Origin of the sequence: Desulfuromonas sp. (assembly GCA_002869615.1) — a bacterium.
Classification (GTDB): Bacteria; Desulfobacterota; Desulfuromonadia; order Desulfuromonadales; family UBA2294; genus BM707.
Genome location: PKUH01000080.1, coordinates 12,937 through 34,915 on the forward strand (window position 1 = coordinate 12,937; position 21,979 = coordinate 34,915).

The 21,979-nt window shown below is 50.9% G+C and carries 22 protein-coding genes and 2 rRNA genes; 17 read left to right on the plus strand and 7 right to left on the minus strand.

Annotation, left to right across the window (positions count from 1 at the left end; translation table 11 throughout):
- Positions 1-4: 4 nt before the first annotated feature.
- The 3 genes from C0623_07805 to C0623_07815 form a co-directional block, all read right to left on the minus strand.
- On the minus strand, positions 5-649 hold the full coding sequence (locus C0623_07805) for an HAD family hydrolase (protein ID PLY00162.1): 645 nt from the start codon (positions 647-649) through the stop codon (positions 5-7).
- A 58-nt stretch (positions 650-707) separates the two neighbouring features.
- Positions 708-1,409 carry a glycerophosphodiester phosphodiesterase gene (locus C0623_07810; GenBank protein ID PLY00163.1) on the minus strand — a complete coding sequence of 234 codons (702 nt, stop codon included), beginning with the start codon at positions 1,407-1,409 and terminating at the stop codon, positions 708-710.
- 139 nt (positions 1,410-1,548) lie between these two features.
- Positions 1,549-1,965 carry a rhodanese-like domain-containing protein gene (locus C0623_07815; GenBank protein PLY00164.1) on the minus strand — a complete coding sequence of 139 codons (417 nt, stop codon included), beginning with the start codon at positions 1,963-1,965 and terminating at the stop codon, positions 1,549-1,551.
- Between the two features lie 128 nt (positions 1,966-2,093).
- Here C0623_07815 and glpX point away from each other — a divergent pair, with 128 nt between their 5' ends.
- The 17 genes from glpX (at position 2,094) to C0623_07900 (ending at position 20,099) form a co-directional block, all read left to right on the plus strand.
- Positions 2,094-3,047: a fructose-bisphosphatase class II gene (gene glpX / locus C0623_07820; GenBank protein PLY00165.1), complete on the plus strand. Its 954-nt coding sequence runs from the start codon at positions 2,094-2,096 to the stop codon at positions 3,045-3,047.
- Between the two features lie 92 nt (positions 3,048-3,139).
- Positions 3,140-3,967 (plus strand): transport-associated protein, encoded by an 828-nt coding sequence (locus C0623_07825; GenBank protein ID PLY00166.1) that lies wholly within the window; start codon positions 3,140-3,142, stop codon positions 3,965-3,967.
- Positions 3,968-4,156: 189 nt separating this feature from the next.
- The gene (locus tag C0623_07830) at positions 4,157-4,903 is read left to right on the plus strand and encodes a YebC/PmpR family DNA-binding transcriptional regulator (GenBank protein ID PLY00167.1); all 747 of its coding nucleotides are present in this window, start codon (positions 4,157-4,159) and stop codon (positions 4,901-4,903) included.
- A 27-nt stretch (positions 4,904-4,930) separates the two neighbouring features.
- Positions 4,931-5,452 (plus strand): crossover junction endodeoxyribonuclease RuvC, encoded by a 522-nt coding sequence (locus C0623_07835; GenBank protein ID PLY00168.1) that lies wholly within the window; start codon positions 4,931-4,933, stop codon positions 5,450-5,452.
- 4 nt (positions 5,453-5,456) lie between these two features.
- Positions 5,457-6,053 carry a Holliday junction branch migration protein RuvA gene (locus C0623_07840; GenBank protein PLY00169.1) on the plus strand — a complete coding sequence of 199 codons (597 nt, stop codon included), beginning with the start codon at positions 5,457-5,459 and terminating at the stop codon, positions 6,051-6,053.
- Between the two features lie 9 nt (positions 6,054-6,062).
- Entirely contained in the window at positions 6,063-7,091 is a 1,029-nt protein-coding gene (locus C0623_07845) for a Holliday junction branch migration DNA helicase RuvB (protein ID PLY00181.1), read from the plus strand.
- Positions 7,069-8,460 (plus strand): adenylate/guanylate cyclase domain-containing protein, encoded by a 1,392-nt coding sequence (locus tag C0623_07850; protein ID PLY00170.1) that lies wholly within the window; start codon positions 7,069-7,071, stop codon positions 8,458-8,460. The genes C0623_07845 and C0623_07850 overlap by 23 nt, the downstream gene beginning before the upstream one ends.
- A 26-nt stretch (positions 8,461-8,486) precedes the next feature.
- A complete protein-coding gene (locus C0623_07855; protein ID PLY00171.1) occupies positions 8,487-8,825 on the plus strand; it encodes a hypothetical protein in 339 nt (112 codons plus the stop codon).
- A gap of 109 nt (positions 8,826-8,934) precedes the next feature.
- On the plus strand, positions 8,935-11,322 hold the full coding sequence (locus C0623_07860) for a hypothetical protein (GenBank protein ID PLY00172.1): 2,388 nt from the start codon (positions 8,935-8,937) through the stop codon (positions 11,320-11,322).
- A gap of 41 nt (positions 11,323-11,363) precedes the next feature.
- Positions 11,364-11,903, plus strand: coding sequence for a hypothetical protein (locus tag C0623_07865; protein ID PLY00173.1), 540 nt, complete (start codon positions 11,364-11,366; stop codon positions 11,901-11,903).
- 35 nt (positions 11,904-11,938) lie between these two features.
- Positions 11,939-12,124 (plus strand): DUF2905 domain-containing protein, encoded by a 186-nt coding sequence (locus C0623_07870; protein PLY00182.1) that lies wholly within the window; start codon positions 11,939-11,941, stop codon positions 12,122-12,124.
- Positions 12,121-13,074, plus strand: coding sequence for a patatin (locus tag C0623_07875; protein ID PLY00174.1), 954 nt, complete (start codon positions 12,121-12,123; stop codon positions 13,072-13,074). The genes C0623_07870 and C0623_07875 overlap by 4 nt, the downstream gene beginning before the upstream one ends.
- A 75-nt stretch (positions 13,075-13,149) precedes the next feature.
- Complete coding sequence (locus C0623_07880; GenBank protein PLY00175.1) at positions 13,150-13,455, plus strand: phasin superfamily protein; 306 nt, start codon at positions 13,150-13,152, stop codon at positions 13,453-13,455.
- 27 nt (positions 13,456-13,482) lie between these two features.
- Complete coding sequence (locus tag C0623_07885) at positions 13,483-15,174, plus strand: ubiquinone biosynthesis protein UbiB (GenBank protein PLY00176.1); 1,692 nt, start codon at positions 13,483-13,485, stop codon at positions 15,172-15,174.
- 215 nt (positions 15,175-15,389) lie between these two features.
- Entirely contained in the window at positions 15,390-16,322 is a 933-nt protein-coding gene (locus C0623_07890) for a UDP-3-O-[3-hydroxymyristoyl] N-acetylglucosamine deacetylase (GenBank protein ID PLY00177.1), read from the plus strand.
- A 124-nt stretch (positions 16,323-16,446) separates the two neighbouring features.
- Positions 16,447-18,708 carry a PAS domain-containing sensor histidine kinase gene (locus tag C0623_07895; protein ID PLY00178.1) on the plus strand — a complete coding sequence of 754 codons (2,262 nt, stop codon included), beginning with the start codon at positions 16,447-16,449 and terminating at the stop codon, positions 18,706-18,708.
- Positions 18,709-18,725: 17 nt separating this feature from the next.
- Complete coding sequence (locus tag C0623_07900) at positions 18,726-20,099, plus strand: Fis family transcriptional regulator (GenBank protein ID PLY00183.1); 1,374 nt, start codon at positions 18,726-18,728, stop codon at positions 20,097-20,099.
- Between the two features lie 143 nt (positions 20,100-20,242).
- Here the strand turns inward: C0623_07900 and C0623_07905 are convergent, their stop codons facing one another.
- From C0623_07905 to C0623_07920, 4 genes are all read right to left on the minus strand, one after another.
- On the minus strand, positions 20,243-20,449 hold the full coding sequence (locus C0623_07905; protein ID PLY00179.1) for a hypothetical protein: 207 nt from the start codon (positions 20,447-20,449) through the stop codon (positions 20,243-20,245).
- A gap of 189 nt (positions 20,450-20,638) precedes the next feature.
- On the minus strand, positions 20,639-21,382 hold the full coding sequence (locus C0623_07910) for a hypothetical protein (GenBank protein ID PLY00180.1): 744 nt from the start codon (positions 21,380-21,382) through the stop codon (positions 20,639-20,641).
- A gap of 249 nt (positions 21,383-21,631) precedes the next feature.
- Positions 21,632-21,748: ribosomal RNA gene (gene rrf, locus C0623_07915) — 5S ribosomal RNA — on the minus strand.
- A 116-nt stretch (positions 21,749-21,864) separates the two neighbouring features.
- Positions 21,865-21,979: ribosomal RNA gene (locus C0623_07920) — 23S ribosomal RNA — on the minus strand; the annotation flags it as partial.

The following is a 21,979-nucleotide window of genomic DNA, read 5'->3' on the forward strand; positions in this document are numbered from 1 at the left end:
CTTTTTACGGCACAATCCCCATAAACCTGTGAACCTGCAAAAGGTCGGAAACTTCCTGAATCAACAGGGTTTTGATATCAAGAGCAGCGGCCGGCTGCAGATCGACCTGTTGGCGGTCACCGACAAAGAGGAAGGTCTCGGGCGGCCCGCCGATATCTTCAAGGACTCGCTGAAAGGCCTCCGGGTCGGGTTTCGGCAGCCAGCAGAACTCGATTGTGTAGAGGTCGCGAAAACAGTTCGCAATGCCGAGCAGCGACAGGATTTTTTCCGTCAGAAAACGGTTATTGTTGGTGTAGATGTACAAATCACAAATCGACTTCAATGAGTCGAGCAACGCGATCAGGACCGGGTCCTCGACCAGGTAGCGCTCCGGCTTGACCTCCTGCTGAAAAAAACGATGAAGGTCACCTAACTCGAGTCCGAGTTCCATGCAGGTCAGTGAAAGTGTTGGCTCGACGCCGAGGCTCTCGGCCAGGCGCTCTTTTGCTGTCCGGAGCAGTTGACGCCCCTCGAACAGGGGAACTCCGCGCGCCGAAGCAACCGCAACATAGGCTGCTTCGGTAATCTCCTGCAGCAGATGTTCTGATGAATAGAGTGTTCCGTCCAGGTCAAATACGATTGACCGGATCGGCTGATTAACACTAAGCATGTGATGCCCCCGGAATTATCATAAAAGTCCAGCATGGGGGCCGGCACTGTCAAAAAAGTCAAGGCAGATCGGTGAAATATCCGTCGACGCCGCGGCGCCGCATGTCCCGCTCATTCAGAAGCTTACCATCGGTCCAGGGGTAGATCTTGAGGTTGTTGGCATGACAGGCAACAACCAGGTTGCGCGTCAGATACATCGCCTTGGGGTGAAATGATTCGGCGACACAGGCCAGAGCCCGGCGCATGGAGAGCCGCCAGAACGGACTATCGGTCAAAAAAGCAAGTGCCAGACCAGCATTGAGCTGACGCAGCTGCGACAATGCTTTATGATTGAAAGAAGAGATGAGAACATCGACTTCAGGAAAATCAGCAATTGTCGACAAGACTGCACGGCCGGCCCGCTGATCCTTGATTTCAACATTGATCCGGATCCGCTCCCCGGCCCAGGCAAACACCTCGGCCAGAAGTGGCATCCTCTCGCCGGCGAATCTTTCGTAAAACCACGTCCCGGCATCTAGGTCGAGTAATTCGGCCAGGCTCTTGTCTGCGACCGCACCGGTTCCGTCGGTTGTCCGGTCAACGGTATCGTCGTGGATAACAACCGGAATGCCATCGCGGCTGAGATGGACATCGAGTTCAATGCCGTCAGCCCCGGCATCAGCGGCAGCCCGAAAAGCGGTCATCGTGTTTTCCGGTGCCCGCGCCGAGGCGCCACGGTGCGCCCAGACAAAAAACGTGTTAGCGCGTTGAAACGAAGTCATGAAAAAAGAGACCTTCTATCTGATCCTGCTGATCCTGATATTACTCTGTGCGATGATCTATACCTTGCTGACTGGCGATAATCGCAGCCGTCACGGTTACGGACAGGTCAATTTTCCGGCCGCAAGATCATGCCTGACATCATGGCAGTCCCTGGAGAACCGGGTATACCTTCTTACTCCAGGCATAAATACCGCCGTAAAGGTTGTAGACTTCGGGGTATCCGATCCGGGCCATGTATCCGACGACCTGGGAGCTGCGTGAACCGACAGCGCAATAGACCAGCAGCGGTTTGTTCTTCGGAACCTCGTCCATTCTTTGCAGCAGCTGATCAATCGGAATCAGCTTGGCTCCGGCCAGTCGAACCTGTTGATATTCACCCGGGGTCCTGACATCGAGCAGAAAAATCTCGTCACCGCGCTGCTTGAGCAGTTCGTAGGACTCTTCGGGCGAGAGGTTTTTAACGACTCCGGCGGCGATAGCCGCGGCGCTCAAAAAGAAAAAAATGGATACCACAAGGCTCCATAAAACCAGTTTCTGTCTCAAAACAATTGCCATCCTTTCAGTTCCTGAAATCAGGTTCAGTATATTCGGTCTCCAGCTTCGAGGACAACCAAAAAGATTGTCTTGCTCCTGTTTTCGTGCCATCATATCGGCCGTTTCCAACTGCACACAGGAGGTCAATTATGGATCGCAATCTCGCCCTTGAGTTGGCACGAGTTACCGAAGCGGCAGCCCTCGCCTGCGGCCGCTGGGTCGGCAAGGGTGACAAGATCGCGGCTGACGCAGCCGCTACCGACGCCATGCGCAGAACCCTCGATTCGCTCGATATCATCGGCACGGTCGTCATCGGCGAAGGCGAGATGGATGAAGCTCCGATGCTGTACATCGGAGAAAAGCTCGGCAACGGCAACCCGCCTGAGGTCGACATCGCCGTCGATCCGCTCGAAGGGACAAACCTTTGTGCCAAAGGGATTAACGGTGCGATAGCAACCATTGCCATCGCCCCGCGCGGCGGCTTCCTGCATGCCCCCGACATGTACATGGAGAAAATAGCGGTCGGACCATCGGCAGCCGGAACCATCGATATCGATGCATCGCCGACCGAAAACCTGACCCGGATCGCCGAAGCCAAGGCCTGTCACATTGAGGACCTCACCGTCGTTCTGCTCGACCGGCCGCGCCATGATAAAGCGATAACAGAAATCCGCAAAGCCGGTGCCCGGATCCACCTGATCTCGGATGGCGATGTGGCGCCGGCCTTTGCCGCCGCAGTTGAAGGGAGCGGGGTCGATATGCTGATGGGCATCGGCGGCGCCCCCGAGGGGGTTCTGGCCGCAGCCGCCCTTAAATGCATGGGCGGCGACATGCAGGGCCGACTTGTATTTACCAACGACGAGGAAAAGGCGCGGGCGCCGAAAATGGGCATAACGGATCTGGACAAGGTCTACAGTTGTGAAGAGATGGCATCAGGCGATCTCTTCTTTGCAGCAACCGGGGTCACCAACGGCGAGCTGCTCAGCGGCGTCCGTTATTTTTCCGGCGGCGCCGAAACGCACACGATCGTCATGCGCTCGAAGAGCCGGACGGTCCGCTTCATTCAGAGCCGGCATCAATTTGACCACAAACCGTCCTACTGAAAATACCACTTGTGTATTTCACCTTGTCATTCATCGGACGAGTTGCTAGAATTCGGTGGCTTTCAGACATTACATAAAAATGAGGGAGAAGCATGGCAATTATTACTATCTCGCGTGAAATGGGTAGTGGTGGGATTCCGATCGCACATCAGGCGGCAGAAAAGTTGGGGTATACCCTGGTGGACGGTGAAGCCCTGAGAAAAGTTGCCGGCAAGTACGGGCTTTCGCAGGAAGCTTTTGACCAGGCTGACGAGCACCCTCCGTCCTTTATTGCCGAAAAAGATGTCCATCTGCTGATCGACCTGCACCAGATCGAACTGATGATTCTTGATTATGCTCTTAAAGGTGACGTTATCATCTACGGTCGTGGTGGTCAGGACCTTCTCAAGAGGATCAAATCTGTCTTCAGGGTTCGCATTGTCGCCCCGTTTGAGGATCGGATTGAACGCTGGGCTGAGCGCGAATGGCTTGACCCCGAACTCGCCAGGGTGCTGGTGCGCAGGAGTGACCAGCAGCGGGCCGGGTTCATCAAGTACTATTTTGACCGCGACTGGGACAATCCACTCGACTACGACCTGGTAATCAACACCCAAAAACTTTCCGAAGACAAGGCGATCGACCTGATCTGCGATGGCGTCAAGGATCAGAATCTGGTCGAGGAAAAGAGTAATTCGAAACGGGTCCTGAGCGATCTCATCCTCAGCAAGAAGGCTGAAATCTCGGTCCTGACCATCGACGGGGTCGAGGGTGAACACCTTGATCTCTCTGCCGAAAATGGCAAGATTACCGTTTCCGGACACGTCCACAGCAAGGACGAGCACAAAGCGGTTCTCGATGTGGTTGCTTCAGTCGAAGGCGTCACCTCGGTCGAGAACCAGCTACAGATCATCAGTTACCGGAACGAACCGGACGAACACTGACCGACCCTTCAACACTTCAGGCCCGTCGCCGGACGGGCCTTTTTTATTTCCAAGCCACATAAAAGCTTCTCATTTCGATAAAAAGAATCTGGTATCCGGATATCTCAATCGCTAACGCAAATTTCTTGTCGCTAAAGGTTGCAGATGATAGGATAACTATTCGAAAAAATCATGGAGGAATAAGGACAAATGGCCGGACACAGCAAATGGGCTAATATCAAGCACCGCAAGGGCGCCCAGGACGCCAAGCGGGGCAAAGTTTTCACCAAACTGATCAAGGAAATTACGGTGGCCGCGAAGATCGGCGGTGGCGACCCGGAAACGAATCCTCGTCTGCGCCTTGCTATCGACAAGGGCAAGCAGGCCAACATGCCGAAAGACAATATTGACCGGGCCATTAAAAAAGGTACCGGTGATCTTGACGGTGTGACCTACGAGGAAGGAACCTTTGAAGGTTATGGCCCGGGCGGCGTTGCCGTGCTGGTAGAGTTTATGACTGACAATCGCACGCGTACGGTCGCCGACGTCAGGCACACATTCAACAAGAACAATGGCAATCTCGGCAAAGACGGATCAGTCGCTTTCATTTTTGAACGCAAGGGGCTGATATCCTTTTCAACTGACTCCGATTTTGAAACGATTTTCGAAGCGGCACTCGAAGCCGGCGCTGAAGATGTCAAGGATGAAGGGGATGTTTACGAAGTACTTACCGAGCCCTCCGAATTCATCGAAATCCGCGACGCTTTGGTCGCTAACGGCCTCGACCCGCAAGCATCCGAAGTTTCAATGATTCCATCGACAACGGTTGACCTGGAAGGCAAATCAGCCGAACAGATGCTGAAGCTGATGGACATGCTTGAAGATAATGATGATGTCCAGAATGTTTATGCCAATTTCGACATTTCCGAGGAGGAAATATCCCGGATTATGGGATGATTTTGTGCCATCTTCCGGGCATTGCGCATGCGAATTATCGGAATAGACCCCGGCTCACGAGCCACCGGATACGGACTGATCCGCAGGGAAGGCAATCGCCTGATCCATATTGATAACGGTGTTATCAGACCTCCGGACAAGGCTGAATTGCCGGAACGGCTGCTGGCGATCTTTGAGGGTCTCAACACGATTATCGGAGAATACAAGCCCGAGCTGGCGGCAATTGAACAGGTCTTTATGTCCCGGAACGCCCAGACCGCGCTGAAACTGGGACAAGCTCGCGGTGCCGCACTGCTGGCCCTGGCCAGTGCCGGGCTTGATGTCGGCGAATACAGCCCGATGCAAATCAAAAGTTCGGTCGTCGGTTATGGCCGGGCGGCAAAGAACCAGGTCCAGCAGATGGTCAAAGCTTTACTGAATCTGCCGGAAATTGCCCAGGAGGATGCCTCCGATGCTCTCGCCGTTGCCGTCTGTCATGCCCACAGCAGCAGCCGCAACAACCAACTGGCCCGGGCGACTACGCAAAGCATGCAAAGAAGGAAAGTCTGACAAAATGATCGCTCTATTGCAGGGACAGATTGCCTATAAATCGATCGATCACGTTATTCTTGATGTCAACGGCGTCGGCTACCGGCTGCTGATCCCCCTTTCTTCGTTTTACGCGCTTCCTGAAGAGGGTCCGGCAAAATTTCATATTCACACCCACGTCCGGGATGATGCAATCCAGCTCTTCGGTTTTCTGACAACCGATGAAAAGGAGATGTTCAGCATCCTGATCTCGGTCTCCGGGGTCGGTCCGAAACTGGCGATCAACATACTGTCGCACATCCCGGCCAATGAACTGAACACTGCCCTGGCGGCAGGGGACATCAACAGGCTGTCCAGCCTGCCCGGGATCGGCAAAAAAACCGCCGAACGACTTGTCCTTGAGCTCAAGGACAAAGTGCCAAACGTTTCCGCTGGCACAACAACAGCGGCGCCCCCGGGCTCTTCACTGCATACTGATTCGATTGACGATCTGCTGTCGGCGCTGGTTAACCTCGGTTACAAGGAGAATATGGCCCGTAAAGCGATTGAGTCAATGGAACTGAGCCCTGAAATCTCGTTTGAAGAAGCCCTGAAAGGGGCCCTGAAGCTACTCGGACAATAAATGACCGCAATGTCGAACGATCGATTAATTAATGCCGATATGACCGGAGAAGATGCTCAGCTTGAGTTGTCTTTACGCCCCCGGTCATTGACGGAATATATCGGTCAGGAGAAGGTCAAGGACAACCTGAAGGTTTTTATTGAGGCCGCCAGGAACAGAAATGAAGCGCTCGACCACGTCCTTTTTTATGGCCCGCCCGGACTCGGCAAAACGACTCTGGCCAACATTATCGCCAACGAAATGGATGTCAACATCAAGAGTTCATCCGGCCCGGTCATCGAAAAACCGGGTGATTTGGCCGCTGTTCTGACGAACCTGGAAGAAGGAGATGTCCTCTTTATCGATGAGATCCATCGACTGTCGCCGGTCGTCGAAGAGATTCTTTACCCGGCAATGGAGGACTACCAGCTCGACATCATGATCGGCCAGGGACCATCGGCACGAACCCTGAAACTTGACATTCCGCGGTTCACTCTGGTCGGTGCGACAACCCGGGCCGGCCTGCTCTCGTCACCGCTGCGCGATCGCTTCGGTGTCATCAGCCGACTCGAATTTTATACGGACGACCAGCTGGCAGTAATCGTCGCACGTAGCGCCGGGCTACTCGATATCGACATTGAGAACAACGGCGCCACAGAAATCGCCCGGCGCAGCCGCGGGACGCCCCGCATTGCCAATCGTCTGCTCCGCCGGGTCCGCGATTTTGCCCAGGTTATCGGCGACGGGACCATCACCCGGGAGATTGCCGATACGTCACTGCAGCGGCTGGAAGTCGACCGTAGCGGCTTTGACCACATGGACCGCCTGCTGCTATTGACGATTATCGACAAGTTCGCTGGCGGTCCGGTCGGACTCGATACTTTAGCTGCGGCAATTGGCGAAGAAAAAGATACAATAGAAGACGTGATTGAACCGTACCTGATGCAACAGGGGTACCTGAACCGGACGCCGCGCGGTCGGATCGCGACCCAGGCGGCGTACGGTCATCTACAGAAAAAAATGCCTGGTGGGAATAATGGGGAACTTTTTTCAGGATAAAATCAACTACGCGCTGACCCGCTTGAACGAAAGCACTTTTATCAGCAGACTGACGGTCACCAAAAAGGTAGTCATGGCCTATGCCCTGGTCGCCGGCTTCAGTCTGATTGCGATCATTTTCGCCCTGAACAGTTTGCACTCGCAGACAACGACCTCCACGGAACTCGTCAACATCGATGTCAAGGCAATCTCCCTGACTGAGCAGCTCCAGAAAAGCCTGGTTTCCCAGGAAAAACTCGGGCGTCAATACCTGATCATCAACAATAAAGAGACTATCGATCTGATCAGGGAGAAGTTCGACCAGTTTCCCGACGAATGGGAAATACTGTTGCAACTTCTGCCCCTGGACCGGGTCAGCATGGTTGCATCCGAGTACGATAAATACCGGACAGAGGGAGAGCGCTACCTGCAACTGGCCGATGACGATCTTTCCCTGAAAAAGCTTGAAGCGGAATTTAAAAAGAGTTATCTGCCGGCACACAACGACTTTTATCAGGCCTTAACGAACTTTCGCGAAAACCAGCAGGCCAGGGTCGACAGGACGCTTGCCGCACTGCCCCGTGACGGCGCCCATTCATTCAGAATGACCCTGCTGCTGTTACTGCTCGGCATTCTTCTGGCAACGCCGGTTGCACTTTCAGTCCTCTTGGGTATCCATAATTCACTCCGCCAGTTGACCCGGGCTACCCACCAGATTGCCGAGGGCAACTACGCGGTCGACATCAACCTTTCAGCGCACGACGAATTCGGCAAACTGGCCCGGGAATTTCAGTCGATGGGTCGTAAACTCCAGGAATTCGAGGCATCCAATCTCGACGCCAGTCCGCTGACCCACCTGCCGGGAAACATGGTCATACAGCGGCGGGTTGAAGGGCTTCTTAAAGATAAGGTTCCTTTCGCCCATGCCTTCGTCGACCTCGACCATTTCAAGGCATTTAATGATCGCTACGGCTATCAGAAAGGGAGTGATATCATCAGTGCTGTCGGCGATATTATCAGTGAAATCATCAAGATTGAAGGGGACGAAGATGACTTTGTCGGACACATCGGCGGTGACTATTACATTTTCCTGACCTCCACGGAAAAGGTCGAGCACCTCGCAAAACGGGTCATAGAAGAATTCGACAGCATGATCCCGCACTACTACTCTGATGAGGATCGCCACTCCGGATTTTTTATTTGCCAGGACCGCTTTGGTGTCGAACGCCAGTTCCCGCTGATGACCATATCGATCTCGATCATTTGTTCCGATACTTCAAACTACGATTCGGCCATCGCGATCAGCCATGAGTGTGCTAAAATGAAGGAACATTTGAAACGACTACCCGGCAGCAACTACTTAATTGACCGACGACGAGGCAAATCTTGACCAGACTATCCAGGTTATCTATCTTATTGGTCGTTACAGTTTTCCTGGCCGGCTGTTTGGCAACTCGCCAGCCAGGACCTGCCAAGCTAGAAGTCAAAACTGAGACTGACGCATTCCGTATCGCCGTGCAAAAACTTGAACAATCAGGCAATCCTTCCGGTCTCAAGACATTAGCTGACAAAGAACCCGGTTCTGCCCGGGGGAAAAATGCCCGATCAATCCTGAATGTTTATAAAAGCCAGACTCGAACCATTGACAAACTGAGAAAAACCAACAAGGAACTGAAAAAAGAGAACCGGAAACTCAAGGTAACCCTTGAGAAACTGAACCGGATTAATCTCGAAATGGAAAAAAGAACCGACTGACCTCTTTTTATTCATATTTCATTTGGCAAGAGAGAATCTTCTGTGATAAGAACACAGAGGGGGATACGGAAAGAGCAAGCCCTGCTGATCTGACCCCCGGGCCGCCATTGTGGCGGCCTTTTTTATTTCAAGAATCCTCCGGGTGATCCGTTTGAACCTTGTAAAATACAATACGCCAAAAACCGATGGAGCCCTTCGCCAATTTTCACAACAACTCCAAGCCTGGAGTGAAGAGAAATTGCAGCAAAAACCCGGCCCCTTTCGCCAGTCCGAGCTATGTCGAGGACTGATCGGGGCCGAGACGCTGCCAACTCCGCCGCTCGTTTACTGGGTGAATCGCGAAAGCCTTCTTGCAGGTGGCATCGTAATCCTTCCGGACCACGATGACGCAGAGATCCTGCCGGTAGCAGCACGGGCAGCGCTCGCGCTCGGTCTTCCCCATTTTTTCACATGGGGACGCCGTGAAATCCAATGCTGGTCGGCCACATACAGCCCACCGGAAAAAGTCTGGGAGTACGCCCTGCCGCATGGAGAGGAATCAACGCCGGCTACCTTCCGAAAATGTTTTAATCTGCTCATCGAGGAACTGGAAAAACAATTTTACAATTTGCAACAACATATCCCGGAGATATCGGCAACATATCTGGCGAATCTGATCCATATCACCTATCTCGATATCTTGCCGTCGATCCAGAAAGATGCCCAATTATCGATAGCCGAGGGCAGAATGACTCCATCCCCGGATGCTCTAAAAAATAGTCTGTTGCAGATGCTTCTTCTTCCGCCAGCCCTGGCGACGGTAAATGATCTCCCTCGCGACTTTTCAGTCGCGGACTTCCCGAACAACCTGGCTGAGGCTGTCAACAATTTGCCCGAGAAGCTGAAAACGACTTTTACCTCTCACCACGAGACAGTTCTTTTTCCCGAGGATTGCCAGCGGCGATTTCTTCACTATTATTACAGACTTGAGCAGATCAAAAGCGCTCTGCCGGAATTCATAGCTGATGCAGCCGCTCTGGTCCTCAAATCCTTGAGTTTTGAACTCGGTGGCCGGCCATTGCCAACAACCGGCTCAGGTTTGCCGCTTGTTGCGATAAACCCCGACAGCGCCATTGAAGATCCCTCTCCCGAGTACGAAATCAGCCTCCCCGGGATTGCTGCCGCAATCGCACTTGTCAGGAATTTCTCAAACAGTCCGCCCCACCAAGCTACGCAGGTCTACACCAACCCTTTTGATCTTAAAACAAAACTGGCCAATCACTTTTTTACCGGCGCTCTCACCGATGAAACCATTCCGAACGCAGCGCTGCAAAAAGAACTGAATGCACGGCTACGTTTTGCCTGGCCAAACCACAAAATAAGCTTTGGCGGAAAAACACCGGTCTGGGCCTGGCAGCTTCTCCATCTAACCGGCCTGCTGGACCAGGGAAGCCGCCTTGAATTGACGATCCCGAAGAACTGGCTCTGGGACAGGTTTGGAGAAAAAATTCCGGAAGTAATCAGGGCAAAGTTTGTGATTTCAGAAATTGCCCTGATTGGAGAAAACAGTTTGAAATGTCAGTTTCAGCCGGGTGATGCGGCGACCACATCAATTACCCGGGAAAATGATAGCCAGCGAACGATTGAGCCACCCCTTCCGCGGTGGCTACGGCCATTCGCAATTATTGCCCTGTTTGCATCGGACCCGACGTTTCATCTGCTGGAGACGGGCGAGTTGCAGTTTTACGAGGAAGGGACATGTCAGGGCTACCCGTCGGCCGGACTGCAATGCTATCTTCAATCGACTCTCGGTAAAAATTTATGGTCCCTTTTGGCCCCTGGCCGGCCACAACCCAGACCGGAAAAAATGGCGGCCCAGATAGCGAGTGCCGGTGTGCCCTTGCCGAACGAAAAAATCATCAGGGCTTTGGGGCAGCTCTCGACGCGCAAGGGAATCGTCACCACAGCCGATATCGACCAGGAAATAACAGTCTGGCTCGGAGCAACAACGCCAATTGAACCGAAGAGATCTCTGAAATCAACCTCAAAAAAACAGCCGGACGCGCCGGAGATAATCCGCCTGTTTAACAACAAATGCCTTGAAGAAGAGATCCCGATATTCCCTGACAATTATATTTTCAAAACCCCGGAGAACCAGAGAATTGAATATAACTTTAATGGCCGGCTTAGAATAAAAGAGACCTTTTTCGATGAAATTATTCTGGTCGATCAAATGAATAACGAGATCACGCTTCAGGGCATCAGGCAGGCCGAAGCTCTTGAGCTCATTTCAACCTGCCGATCCGGGCCAATTAAACTGCCCCGTGACCAGTCGGAGACAGAAAAAATGCTGACCCGCTACGTCGACGATCTGACTAACCTGAGAAAGTCCTATTATCGGCATGCAACCAATATTCTGCCCGACCAGGAAGTCACCGACAAGGTCAATGCCTTTTGGCGAAAACAGCAATTGCCCGATTGGAGACTGGTCAAAACGAGGATTCCAAAGAACTTTTAGTCTCTTCCGAATAATGTTACAGTAAGTCTTCAGAGGTTATTATGAACATTCTTTTCCACATATGTTGTGCCAATTGCGCTATCTTTCCAGTCCGTGTCCTGCGGGAACGGAACCACAATCTAACCGGCTATTTTTACAACAACAACATTCACCCCTACCGCGAATTCAAAAGACGTCTGGATACCGTCAAGGAGTATGCCGGAAAAATGGAGCTTGATGTCATTTACAATGAAGACTACATGCTCCGCGAGTTCCTCGAAAATGTCGCCAAGGATCCGGAAAAGAGATGCGATTACTGTTATCGTTCTCGTCTTGAGCAGACCGCAAAGCTTGCTTCAGAAAACAATTTTGATGGATTTTCAACCAGCCTGCTTTATTCGCGCTATCAGCAGCATGAACGGATCAGGGAATTTGGTGAAAGCCTCGCTGACAAGTATGAACTGCAATTCCACTATGAAGACTTCCGAACCGGTTGGCAGGAAGGGATTAACGCGTCGAAAAAAATGGAACTCTACCGTCAGCAATATTGCGGCTGCATCTATTCTGAAATGGATCGATATTACCCCTCCAAACGCAACTAGGAGTCCCAACTGTGCCTGCCGGAAAACTCCTGATTATGGCCGGTCTGCTGATCACCTTCATCGGCCTGGCCATTACCTTCGGACCGAAAATTCCATGGCTCGGCAAACTTCCTGGCGACATTTATATCAAACGTGAAAATGCCAGTTTCTATTTCCCCGTTACAAGCTGCCTGTTGGTCTCGGCATTCATTTCATTGATTCTCTGGTTTTTGAAAAAATGATGATTGAGCCTGAAAAGAAAAGCGGACTGGCAAATCAAACTGCCGTTGGCCTGGCTCTCGGCAGTGGCGCCGCCCGGGGCTTGAGCTATATCGGGGTCATTGACGCTCTGGAAAATGCCGGCATCAGGATTCAAATGCTGGCCGGCACTTCAATCGGCGCCCTGATTGGCGCCCTTTATGCTTCCGGCATCCCGGTCAACCAGATGGAACAAGTCGCCTGCAGCCTGAACTGGCGACGGCTTGCCAGCCTGATTGATCCGATCATTCCGACATCCGGATTGATTGACGGAAAGAAAGTGACCCGCTTTATCGACGAGTTACTACCGGTGAAATCGTTCGAGGAGCTAGAGATCCCGCTCGCGGTGACAGCGACCGACATCGAAACCGGAGAACTGATTGTTATCCGCAAGGGGAGTCTCCTCGCAGCGATTGAAGCTGCTATTGCATTTCCCGGGATCTTCGCTCCGGTGCAGATCGGCGACCAGTTTCTGGTTGATGGTGGAATATGTGCTCCCGTACCGACCGATGTTGTCAGAAATATGGGCGCCGAATACATCATCGGTGTCTGCGCTATTCCGGAAGTCGAAAAGCAGTACAGTGAAGCGATTTCACCAGCCTCGACACAAAAAAGCGACAAGAAAGGCTTCCTTGAACATTTCAATTCGGAATGGATTGAAAACACCTTCCGGGAAGTCTGGCAGGGGAAAAACAACAAATCAGATAATCGCCCCCAACCCATCCGAAAGCCCCCCGGGCTCTTCCGGGTTTTCGCACAGAGCGTCGCTATCATGGAGAATCAAATCAACGCGCTTCGCATTGACAAAGATCAGATCGACTTACTGATCAGGCCTGAATTAAGAGAGTTCAGGTTACTAGAGTTTCACCGGGCCCGGCAAATCATTGACCGCGGCAAAGAGGCTGCTACGGCAGCTCTGCTTCAGATAAAATGAGCCGAAAAATTGCACCGCCAATTTACTGTGTTAGTATATAAATAGTTAAAATAACTGAATTAAAAGGAGGAAAGCATGATAGAACTGTTTGAAAAAACAATTCTCGCCGGTGTTGGCGCAATCTCATTGAGCCAGAAAAAGGCGGAGGAGATGTTGCAAGAAATGAAAGAGCAGATGAATATCTCGGAGGATGAAGGCCGCAAGATTCTGAAACGGCTCGAATCAATAGCCGAAGAGAACAGGAGTAAACTGGAGAAAGCCGCCGAAGAGGAAGTCAGGAAAACCTGCGAAAGGCTTGGTATCATCACCAAGGATGAACTGGCAACCCTCAAGGGCCGCATCACAAAGCTGGAAAATCGGATTAAAGAACTCGAAAAATAACGTTCAACCTGACCAAGATATTATCTGATGCTGACTTTCAAGCGGATTAACCGCAATATCCGTTCAATCCGACGCTACCGGACCATTCTCGGGATCCTCATCAAGTACGGTTTCGGCCATGTCGTCGAACAGCTCAATATCAACTATTATGTTGAGCTCGGGCGGCGCTTCGTCACCCTCGGCAAGGCGCCCAGGGAGATTGAGCGATTGAGCGTTCCGGAGCGGTTGCGCCTGGCGATGGAAGAGCTCGGCCCCTCTTTCGTCAAACTGGGCCAGATCATATCGACCCGTCCCGACCTGATTCCCCGGGAATACACCGACGAATTTCGTAAACTTCAGGATGATGTCCCACCGGAGAAGTTCGAAGCGATTCAGGACGTCATCAAAAAGGAATTTGGTCTAACACCTGATGAACTGTTCGCCACATTCGACCCTGAACCGCTGGCGGCGGCCTCCATAGCCCAGGTTCACCGGGCGACTCTTGAATCGGGCGAAGAGGTCGTTGTCAAGATCAGACGACCGAAAATAGAGGTTGTTCTAGAAACAGACCTCGACATTCTGACCGGGCTTGCCTACCTGGTCGAGAACCACATCGAGACTGAGATGATTGCCGATCCATTGGCTATCGTCCGGGAGTTCCGGCGGGTTATCAACCGCGAGCTCGACTTCAGCCGGGAAGGCCACACGATCGATCGCTTCCGGGAAAATTTCAGGGGGGATGAAACCTTCAGTGTCCCCAATGTTTACTGGAAGTTTACCGGCCACACCGTGTTGACCATGGACTATCTCGAAGGGGTCAAAGTCAGTGAAATCAAACAACTCGAAACCGCAGGGTACGATCCCTCTGTCATTGCCAAACGGGGGGCCGACGTCTTCCTTAAGCAGGTCCTTGAATACGGACTTTTTCATGGAGATCCCCACCCCGGCAACGTCTTTATTCTTCCTGAAAACAGAATTGCCATGCTCGATTTCGGCATGGTCGGGCATCTCGATGACACCCTCAAGTATCAACTGGTCGATCTTCTGGTTTCGTTAACCGAGCGGGACGTCGATCATATCATGCATCAACTACTCTTCTCGGGTGAAATTGCCGATGAAACCGACCGCCGCCAGTTGAAAAGAGAGCTCAGTGAATTCATCGATGAAAACTACGAGATCCCTCTGCGAATGCTTAAAGCCGGTCGCCTGCTGACCGAATTCGTTGAAATCCTCCAGAGACACAGGATCAAGTTCCCGCCGGATCTGATACTGCTCGGCAAGGCCCTGGTTACCATGGAAGGCATCGGTCGACAGCTTGATCCGGAGTTCAACATGATCGCTCACCTCAAACCTTTCGTCGAACGGATGCTACGCGAGCGAATGGCTCCGGGGAATGTGACCAAGGAGGCTATACGGACCAGCCATTCGTATTTCAAACTGTTCCGTACTCTGCCGGGCGACATCAAGGAATTTATAAACAGAATCAATCGTAATCGCTTCAAAGTTACCCTGGAGCATAAAGGTCTCGACAAACTGATATCCGATCTCGACCGTTCGAGCAACCGTATCTCGTTCAGCATGCTGGTCGGCTCGATCATCATCGGCTCATCTCTGGTCATCCTGACTGACAAGGGACCACAGTTGTTCGGGTTCCCGGTACTCGGCCTTCTCGGGTACTCCATAGCCGGCATTCTCGGTCTCTGGCTGGCGATTGGCATCCTCCGCTCCGGACGCCTTTAGATAGAACCGTATTCAAAAGATACTGTGTCAACCGAACCACATTATGATTGTGCATATCTGCAACACAATCCTTCCCAAACTGATCTGCAATACTGAAATTCCGAAAAAGATCAACAAATACGCGCTGTTAAAAAACAATAAATTTTTGGCACAAAGATTGTATGTATTGTTTCAATATACGAAAATAATAATACAAATAACAGGATCGAAGAGTAATTATTTTCCAACGCACAATCAGTAAAGCGGTAGAATTCTCCGGCATTGGACTGCACACCGGTGACACCATTCATGTCAAGCTTCGCCCGGCCGATGCCAATAACGGAATTCTCTTTCATCGCAGTGCGGGCGACCGAACGATAACGATCAAGGCCTGTTCTGAAAATGTTGTCGATACGCGCTTGGCGACGGTTCTCGGCAAAGGTGACCTCAAGGTTTCGACGGTCGAACATCTGATGGCTGCACTCTACGCCTTCGGTGTCGACAACCTTCATATAGACATAGATGGTCCGGAAGTTCCGGTCATGGACGGTAGCGCCGCAGAATTCGTAAAAATTATTAACGATGCCGGCCTGACTAACCTGGCCCAGAGCCGGAAGTATCTGGCTATCCGCAAGCCAATTTCGGTGGTTGACGGAGAAAAAAGAATCAGTATTATTCCGTCACGCTTTTTCCGGGTTACGTCAGATATCGCTTTTGATCATCCTAGCATTGCCCTGCAGAACCGGTCGGTAAAACTCTCGGCTGAGACCTTTACCCGGGATATCGCCCGCGCCAGAACCTTTGGCTTCCTCAAGGAAGTCGAATATCTCAAGGCCAACGGCCTTGCACGCGGCGGTTCTCTCGACAACGCTGTTGTGATAGATGATGATGGCGTCATGAATCCGGACGGGCTTCGCTACTCGGACGAATTCGTCCGGCACAAGATTCTCGATACCATTGGTGATTTCAGTCTGGCCGGCTATCCGATTCTCGGCCATATCCGGACCTACAAATCGGGTCACGACATCAATCACAAAACCGTTGAAAAAATTCTTGAGTCAACTGACTGTTGGCAGCTGATCGAGTTCAGTGACGACGACCTGCGGATGGCCCTGCACACTGAGCCAACCCTTGCGGCCAGCAGCGAACTCGCGCTTGAAAAAATCTGACCATCAACTGTTCAAGATCCCAAAGGCAGCCTTTTCGGCTGCCTTTTTTATTTGGAGACCTTGCCAAACATAACTAAACTGTCCTATTATCAAGTATTTAGTTAAGAAAGACAGTGATCCGGCCATGACAGAAGAGAAGACTGAAAATAAACATGAGCAGGTAGCTCCATCCAGACCGCCAAGGCGGAAGCGGGAATGGATCATTACCCTTGTCGTGTTTCTGCTTCTTATTATTTTTACCCGCTTTGAAACGCAGCTGTTCGAGCTGACGGCCAAACTACCCTTATCGAACAGCATCCTCGTTCTGGCAATCATTAATCTGAACATTCTGCTGATTATCATTTTTCTTTTTCTGATTTTCAGGAATCTGTTCAAACTTCTGCTTGAACGTCGGCGGGCCGTACCCGGAGCCAAACTCCGCACCAAGCTCGTCGTCACGTTTATAGCCCTGTCACTGATTCCGACCATGCTGCTTTATTTTGTTTCAGCCGGTTTTATTACCAGCTCAATTGAAAACTGGTTTAACCAGCAAATTGAGTCATCACTCCAGGAATCGCTGAACGTTGCCCAGACTTACTATAAGAATTCTGCGGCTAACGCTTTATATTACGCCGACCAGATCGCAACGACGATCAAGGATCAGCGCCTGCTCAAGGAGGAAAACCTTAATCAGCTCGAATCATTTGTCCAGAAAAAGCAGACTGAATACAATCTCGGAATCGTTGAAGTCTTTTCATCGACCTTTGAGGAACTGGTCCGATCAACCAATCCGAAAGTGCCGACATCGGAGTTTTCCGATCCGGGTTCGGATAACATCAAGGAGGCCCTTGAAGGGAGCCGCTTCAGTCGCATAACCCCGATCGGCAAGGCCGACCTGATCCGCGGTGTCGTACCAATCTACTCCAACTGGAATCCGAACGATGTTGTCGGTGTTGTCGTTGTTAACTATTATGTTCCCTACTCACTGGTCAACAAGATGAAGGAAATCTCTAATTCCTACGAACAGTTTAAAAACACCAAGCTGCTCAAGGGAAACATCAAATCGGGATATCTTGTTTTTCTGTTACTGATTGCCCTGGTCATCATATTCCTCGCTACCTGGTTCGGGTTTCATCTGGCTCGAGGTATAACTGTTCCGATCCAGGATCTGGCGGTGGCGACCAAAAGCGTCGCCGAAGGCAACCTTGATGTTAAACTCGATGTTACAAGTGATGACGAGGTCGGCTCGCTCGTCAATTCATTCAACACCATGACATCGGATCTGCGCGCCGGACTGGAAAAGTTAACTGAGGCCAACATCGAGCTGCAATCATCGAACCTTGAGCTAGACCAGCGTCGCCGTTACATGGAGACGATACTGGGCAATGTCACGGCCGGGATAATTTCAGTCGATCAACATGGCCGCCTGACAACAGTCAACGCAGCTGCCGTGACTCTTTTGAGAATTGATGCGACAAAAGTCCTCGGCAAAAATTTCCGGGAAATCCTCAATGACGATCATCAACCTCTGGTACTGGAAATTCTTGCTGAACTCAAAGCCTCCGGCAAGGATTCAATCCGCAAGCAGTTGACCTTAACCGTTGGCGAAGCAAAATTGACGCTGGTCGTTACGGTGACCAATTTACATGATGAGAATAACGAATTCATCGGTACGGTCGTTATCTTTGACGACCTGACTCAACTGATGAAGGCCCAACGCATGGCGGCATGGCGTGAAGTTGCCCGACGCATCGCGCACGAGATCAAAAATCCACTGACTCCGATCCAGCTCTCGGCGCAGCGGTTGCGGCGTAAATATCTCGACAAATTTGAGGGCGATGACACTGTATTTGATGATTGCACCAATCTGATTGTCAAGCAGGTGGATGAATTGAAAAACCTGGTCAATGAATTCTCCAACTTTGCCCGAATGCCGGCCAGCAATCCGAGTCCGAACCAGTTGAATGAGGTCCTGTCAGAGGCGCTGAGGCTTTACCAGGAAGGGCACAAGAATATAAATTTCTCGCTCGATCAGGATCAGTCTATGCCGGTATTCAATCTCGATCACGATCAGATCAAGCGGGCAATTATCAATCTTCTTGATAATGCTGTCAGCGCCGTTAATGCCAAAACCGGAGAGATTAAAGTCAGCAGCAGTTACAATCGCGCTCTGCAAATGGCAATCTTTACCATCAGCGACAACGGTTGCGGCATCCCGCCGGAAGACAAGCCTCGATTGTTTGAACCTTATTTTTCAACCAAGAAATCAGGCACCGGTCTCGGCCTGGCAATTGTTTCGACAATCATTTCGGACCATAACGGATATATCAGAGTCAAAGACAACCTCCCCAACGGAACTTCATTTATCGTAGAATTGCCGGTCAGTGGCGATACCCTGAACACTTGAGATGAATTATGAGCAAAATGAATACAATCCTGATCATCGATGACGAAGAAAACATTCGTAAAAGCCTGGTCGGCATCCTGCAAGACGAGGGGTTTACGCCGATGGTTGCCGAAAATGGTGAAAAAGGTCTGGAAATGGTCCGCATGGAAGGCCCCGATCTGGTCTTGCTTGACATCTGGATGCCCGGTATGGATGGCATTGAAACACTAAAAAAAATCAAGGCCGAAACACCTGATCAGCCGGTCGTTATGATGAGCGGCCACGGGACCATTGAAACAGCCGTCAAGGCGACCAAGCATGGTGCCTTTGATTTCATCGAAAAGCCACTTTCGCTCGAAAAGGTTCTGCATTCGATCCAGCAAGCCGCAAAAATGAATGAATTGGTCGAAGAGAACCGGGCGCTGAAGGAGACCATCGCCAAGGACCATGAGATGATCGGTGACAGCCAGCCGATTATTGACCTTAAACAGCAGATCGACATGGCCGCACCGACTTCCGGCTGGGTATTAATTACCGGTGAAAACGGCACCGGCAAAGAACTGGTCGCCCGCTCAATCCACCTCAATTCGTTGCGCAAAGCAAAACCCTTCATCGAGGTCAACTGTGCCGCCATCACAGAAGAATTAATCGAATCCGAACTCTTCGGTCACGAGAAAGGTGCATTTACCGGCGCCACAACCCAACGCAAAGGCAAATTCGACCAGGCCAATGGCGGGACTCTCTTCCTTGACGAAATCGGTGATATGAGCCTGAAAACCCAGGCTAAAATTCTGCGCATCCTGCAAGAGCACAAATTCGAACGGGTCGGCGGCAATCGAACCATCGAGGTTGATGTTCGGGTTATCGCTGCGACTAACAAAGATCTCGAAGAAGAGATCAAAGAAGGAAACTTTCGCGAAGACCTCTATTATCGACTTAATGTCCTCCCCTTTCATGTGCCGCCTCTGCGTGAACGGGTCAACGATGTGCAGGCACTTGCCATGCATTTTCTCGAGTTCTTCTGCCAGAAAGAAGGCAAAAAAGCAAAGAAGTTGTCTGCCGAATCGCTCAACCTTTTAGCGCAATATTCCTGGCCGGGTAACGTACGCGAGCTCAAAAATATCATCGAAAGACTCGCCATCATGACGGTTGATGAAATTATCGAACCGCAACACTTGCCAACTGTCATCGTTAAAAAGCAGAACAGTTCCGATAGCCTTTATACCAATATGGCGAACCAGGACGACAATTTCCGTAGCGCCCGGGAGTTGTTTGAGAAGGCGTTTATTACCCAGAAGCTGCAGGAAAACAACTGGAACGTATCGAAGACCGCCGAGATGATTGAGATTGAACGCTCAAACCTGCATCGGAAGATAAAATCGTATGGGATTGAATTAAAAAAGGGGAGCTAATTCCGGTTGCTGGTTTGCGCAAATGAAACTTAAAGAGGGAAGCGGCCTGACTGATAGCATTTCCCAGGTCCGACCACGCACTTTCTGTTCCGTCTTATAAACAGACCAGGCGTTGACGCCGGCAGCAAGCAATTGTCCGAACTTCACCTCGGCCGACTTTTCATTTCCTCAAGGATCTTTATCTCTTCGGCAGAATTGATCTCGGCATCGGACTTCGTCTGTGCAGCATTCGCCTTGAGAACGTCCATCCTTGGCATCCCGGTGACGAGACCACGATCATGACCGAGAGTATGCTCGACCTCGAACTCTTCACAAAAAAGGCAGCGTTTGACCTGGTGATTCCCGGTCAATCTATGAAAAAATCTCAGGATTGGGGTTATCGAAGGGGGTGCTGCAGACCTGCCCTGATCCTCCGATCATCCTTTGTAGCGGCTACAGTAGCAAAGTCAATGAAGAGATGGTCAGAGTACATGGATTTTATCATCAAATGAATCCGGGAGGAATGAAGTACAATTTTTCAGATTTTTGGAGGCGCTGGATCAACGTGGACGCTTAAGATAATCGCCGAAACGTTCGGCCATACAGGTATCGCAAATACCATGGCTGAATTGAGCTTCCGAGCGTGACTCAATATATTCCTCAAGGCGACTCCAGTACCCGGCGTCGTCGCGAATCCCTTTACAATAAGAACAAATTGGAATGATTCCCTTGAGTGCTACAATTTCTTCAAGATAACGACTGTTTTGTAAAGCGATCGCAGCGAGTTCACCGAAGACCGTAGCCATTTCGGCGTCGCGGTCATTAAAATCGCCCGGTTTGTTGGCCATTCCAATGATGCCAACGGTCTTTCCGTCAATAACAAGCGGTGAAAACATGACGTTTTTTAGACCCATATGCCCTTCCGGCATCATTTCGGCGTGATCACTGTTCATGAAGTCGTTATGATAAACAGCACAATTACCCTGATATGCCTCTTCCCGCAGGCCACGAATCGGCATCGGCAAATCAGGGTCAACAGTGCAATGTGCTCCACCATCCTCGAGAAAAAGGACTTCGTTTTCATCACCGTCATCCGTAAGCAATGCAACATAACCGGAGGTCGAACCGATCAGGCGGCTGCAATGATCAAAAATTTCCCTGGCCGAGGCAGCAAAGGTTCTTTTCCCAAGAATCGACCTTGCACCGTTGATAATCGCGCGCAACTCTTCTTCTTTGTTTTTGAGAGCTTGATTAGAAGTGATTTCAGATTGCAATGACTTGTCCTCACCGATCAGGAATATCATTAAAGCATTTCAACTATCTCATAAATATCATTCGCTGTAAAACACCGTTTAAAAAATCTCGATGCGACCCTTTATTTGGTTATGGAGACTATTTATATGGATTACAAAAGAGCCTGGTTGTTCATATTGAATTATGTCTCAAGATAAGAGGACATCTGCGTCTTAAGCCGCTGCGATCGCGCAGGTGGATTCCTTATGCACTTCAAACAAAAAAAGGCCCGCCTCTTACGAGACGGGCCTTTGAATTAATTTCGGCAGCGACCTACTTTCCCACATAGTCTCCCATGCAGTATCATCGGCGCAACGGGGCTTAACTTCTGTGTTCGGGATGGGAACAGGTGTGACCCCCGTGCTATAGCCACCGAAAAGCGTAAACTGTTCGGCAATTGCACTGACAAACCTGGCATTGCAGTAAATGAAAGATCAATTCGTAAAGTCAGAAGAAGTCGGGGGGAGGAGAACCTCCCCCCTTCTTCAAAACTTTTTATGGTCAAGCCTCACGGTCAATTAGTACAGGTTAGCTGAACACATTGCTGTGCTTACACATCCTGCCTATCAACGTCGTAGTCTTCGACGGACCTTCAGGGGACCGAAGTC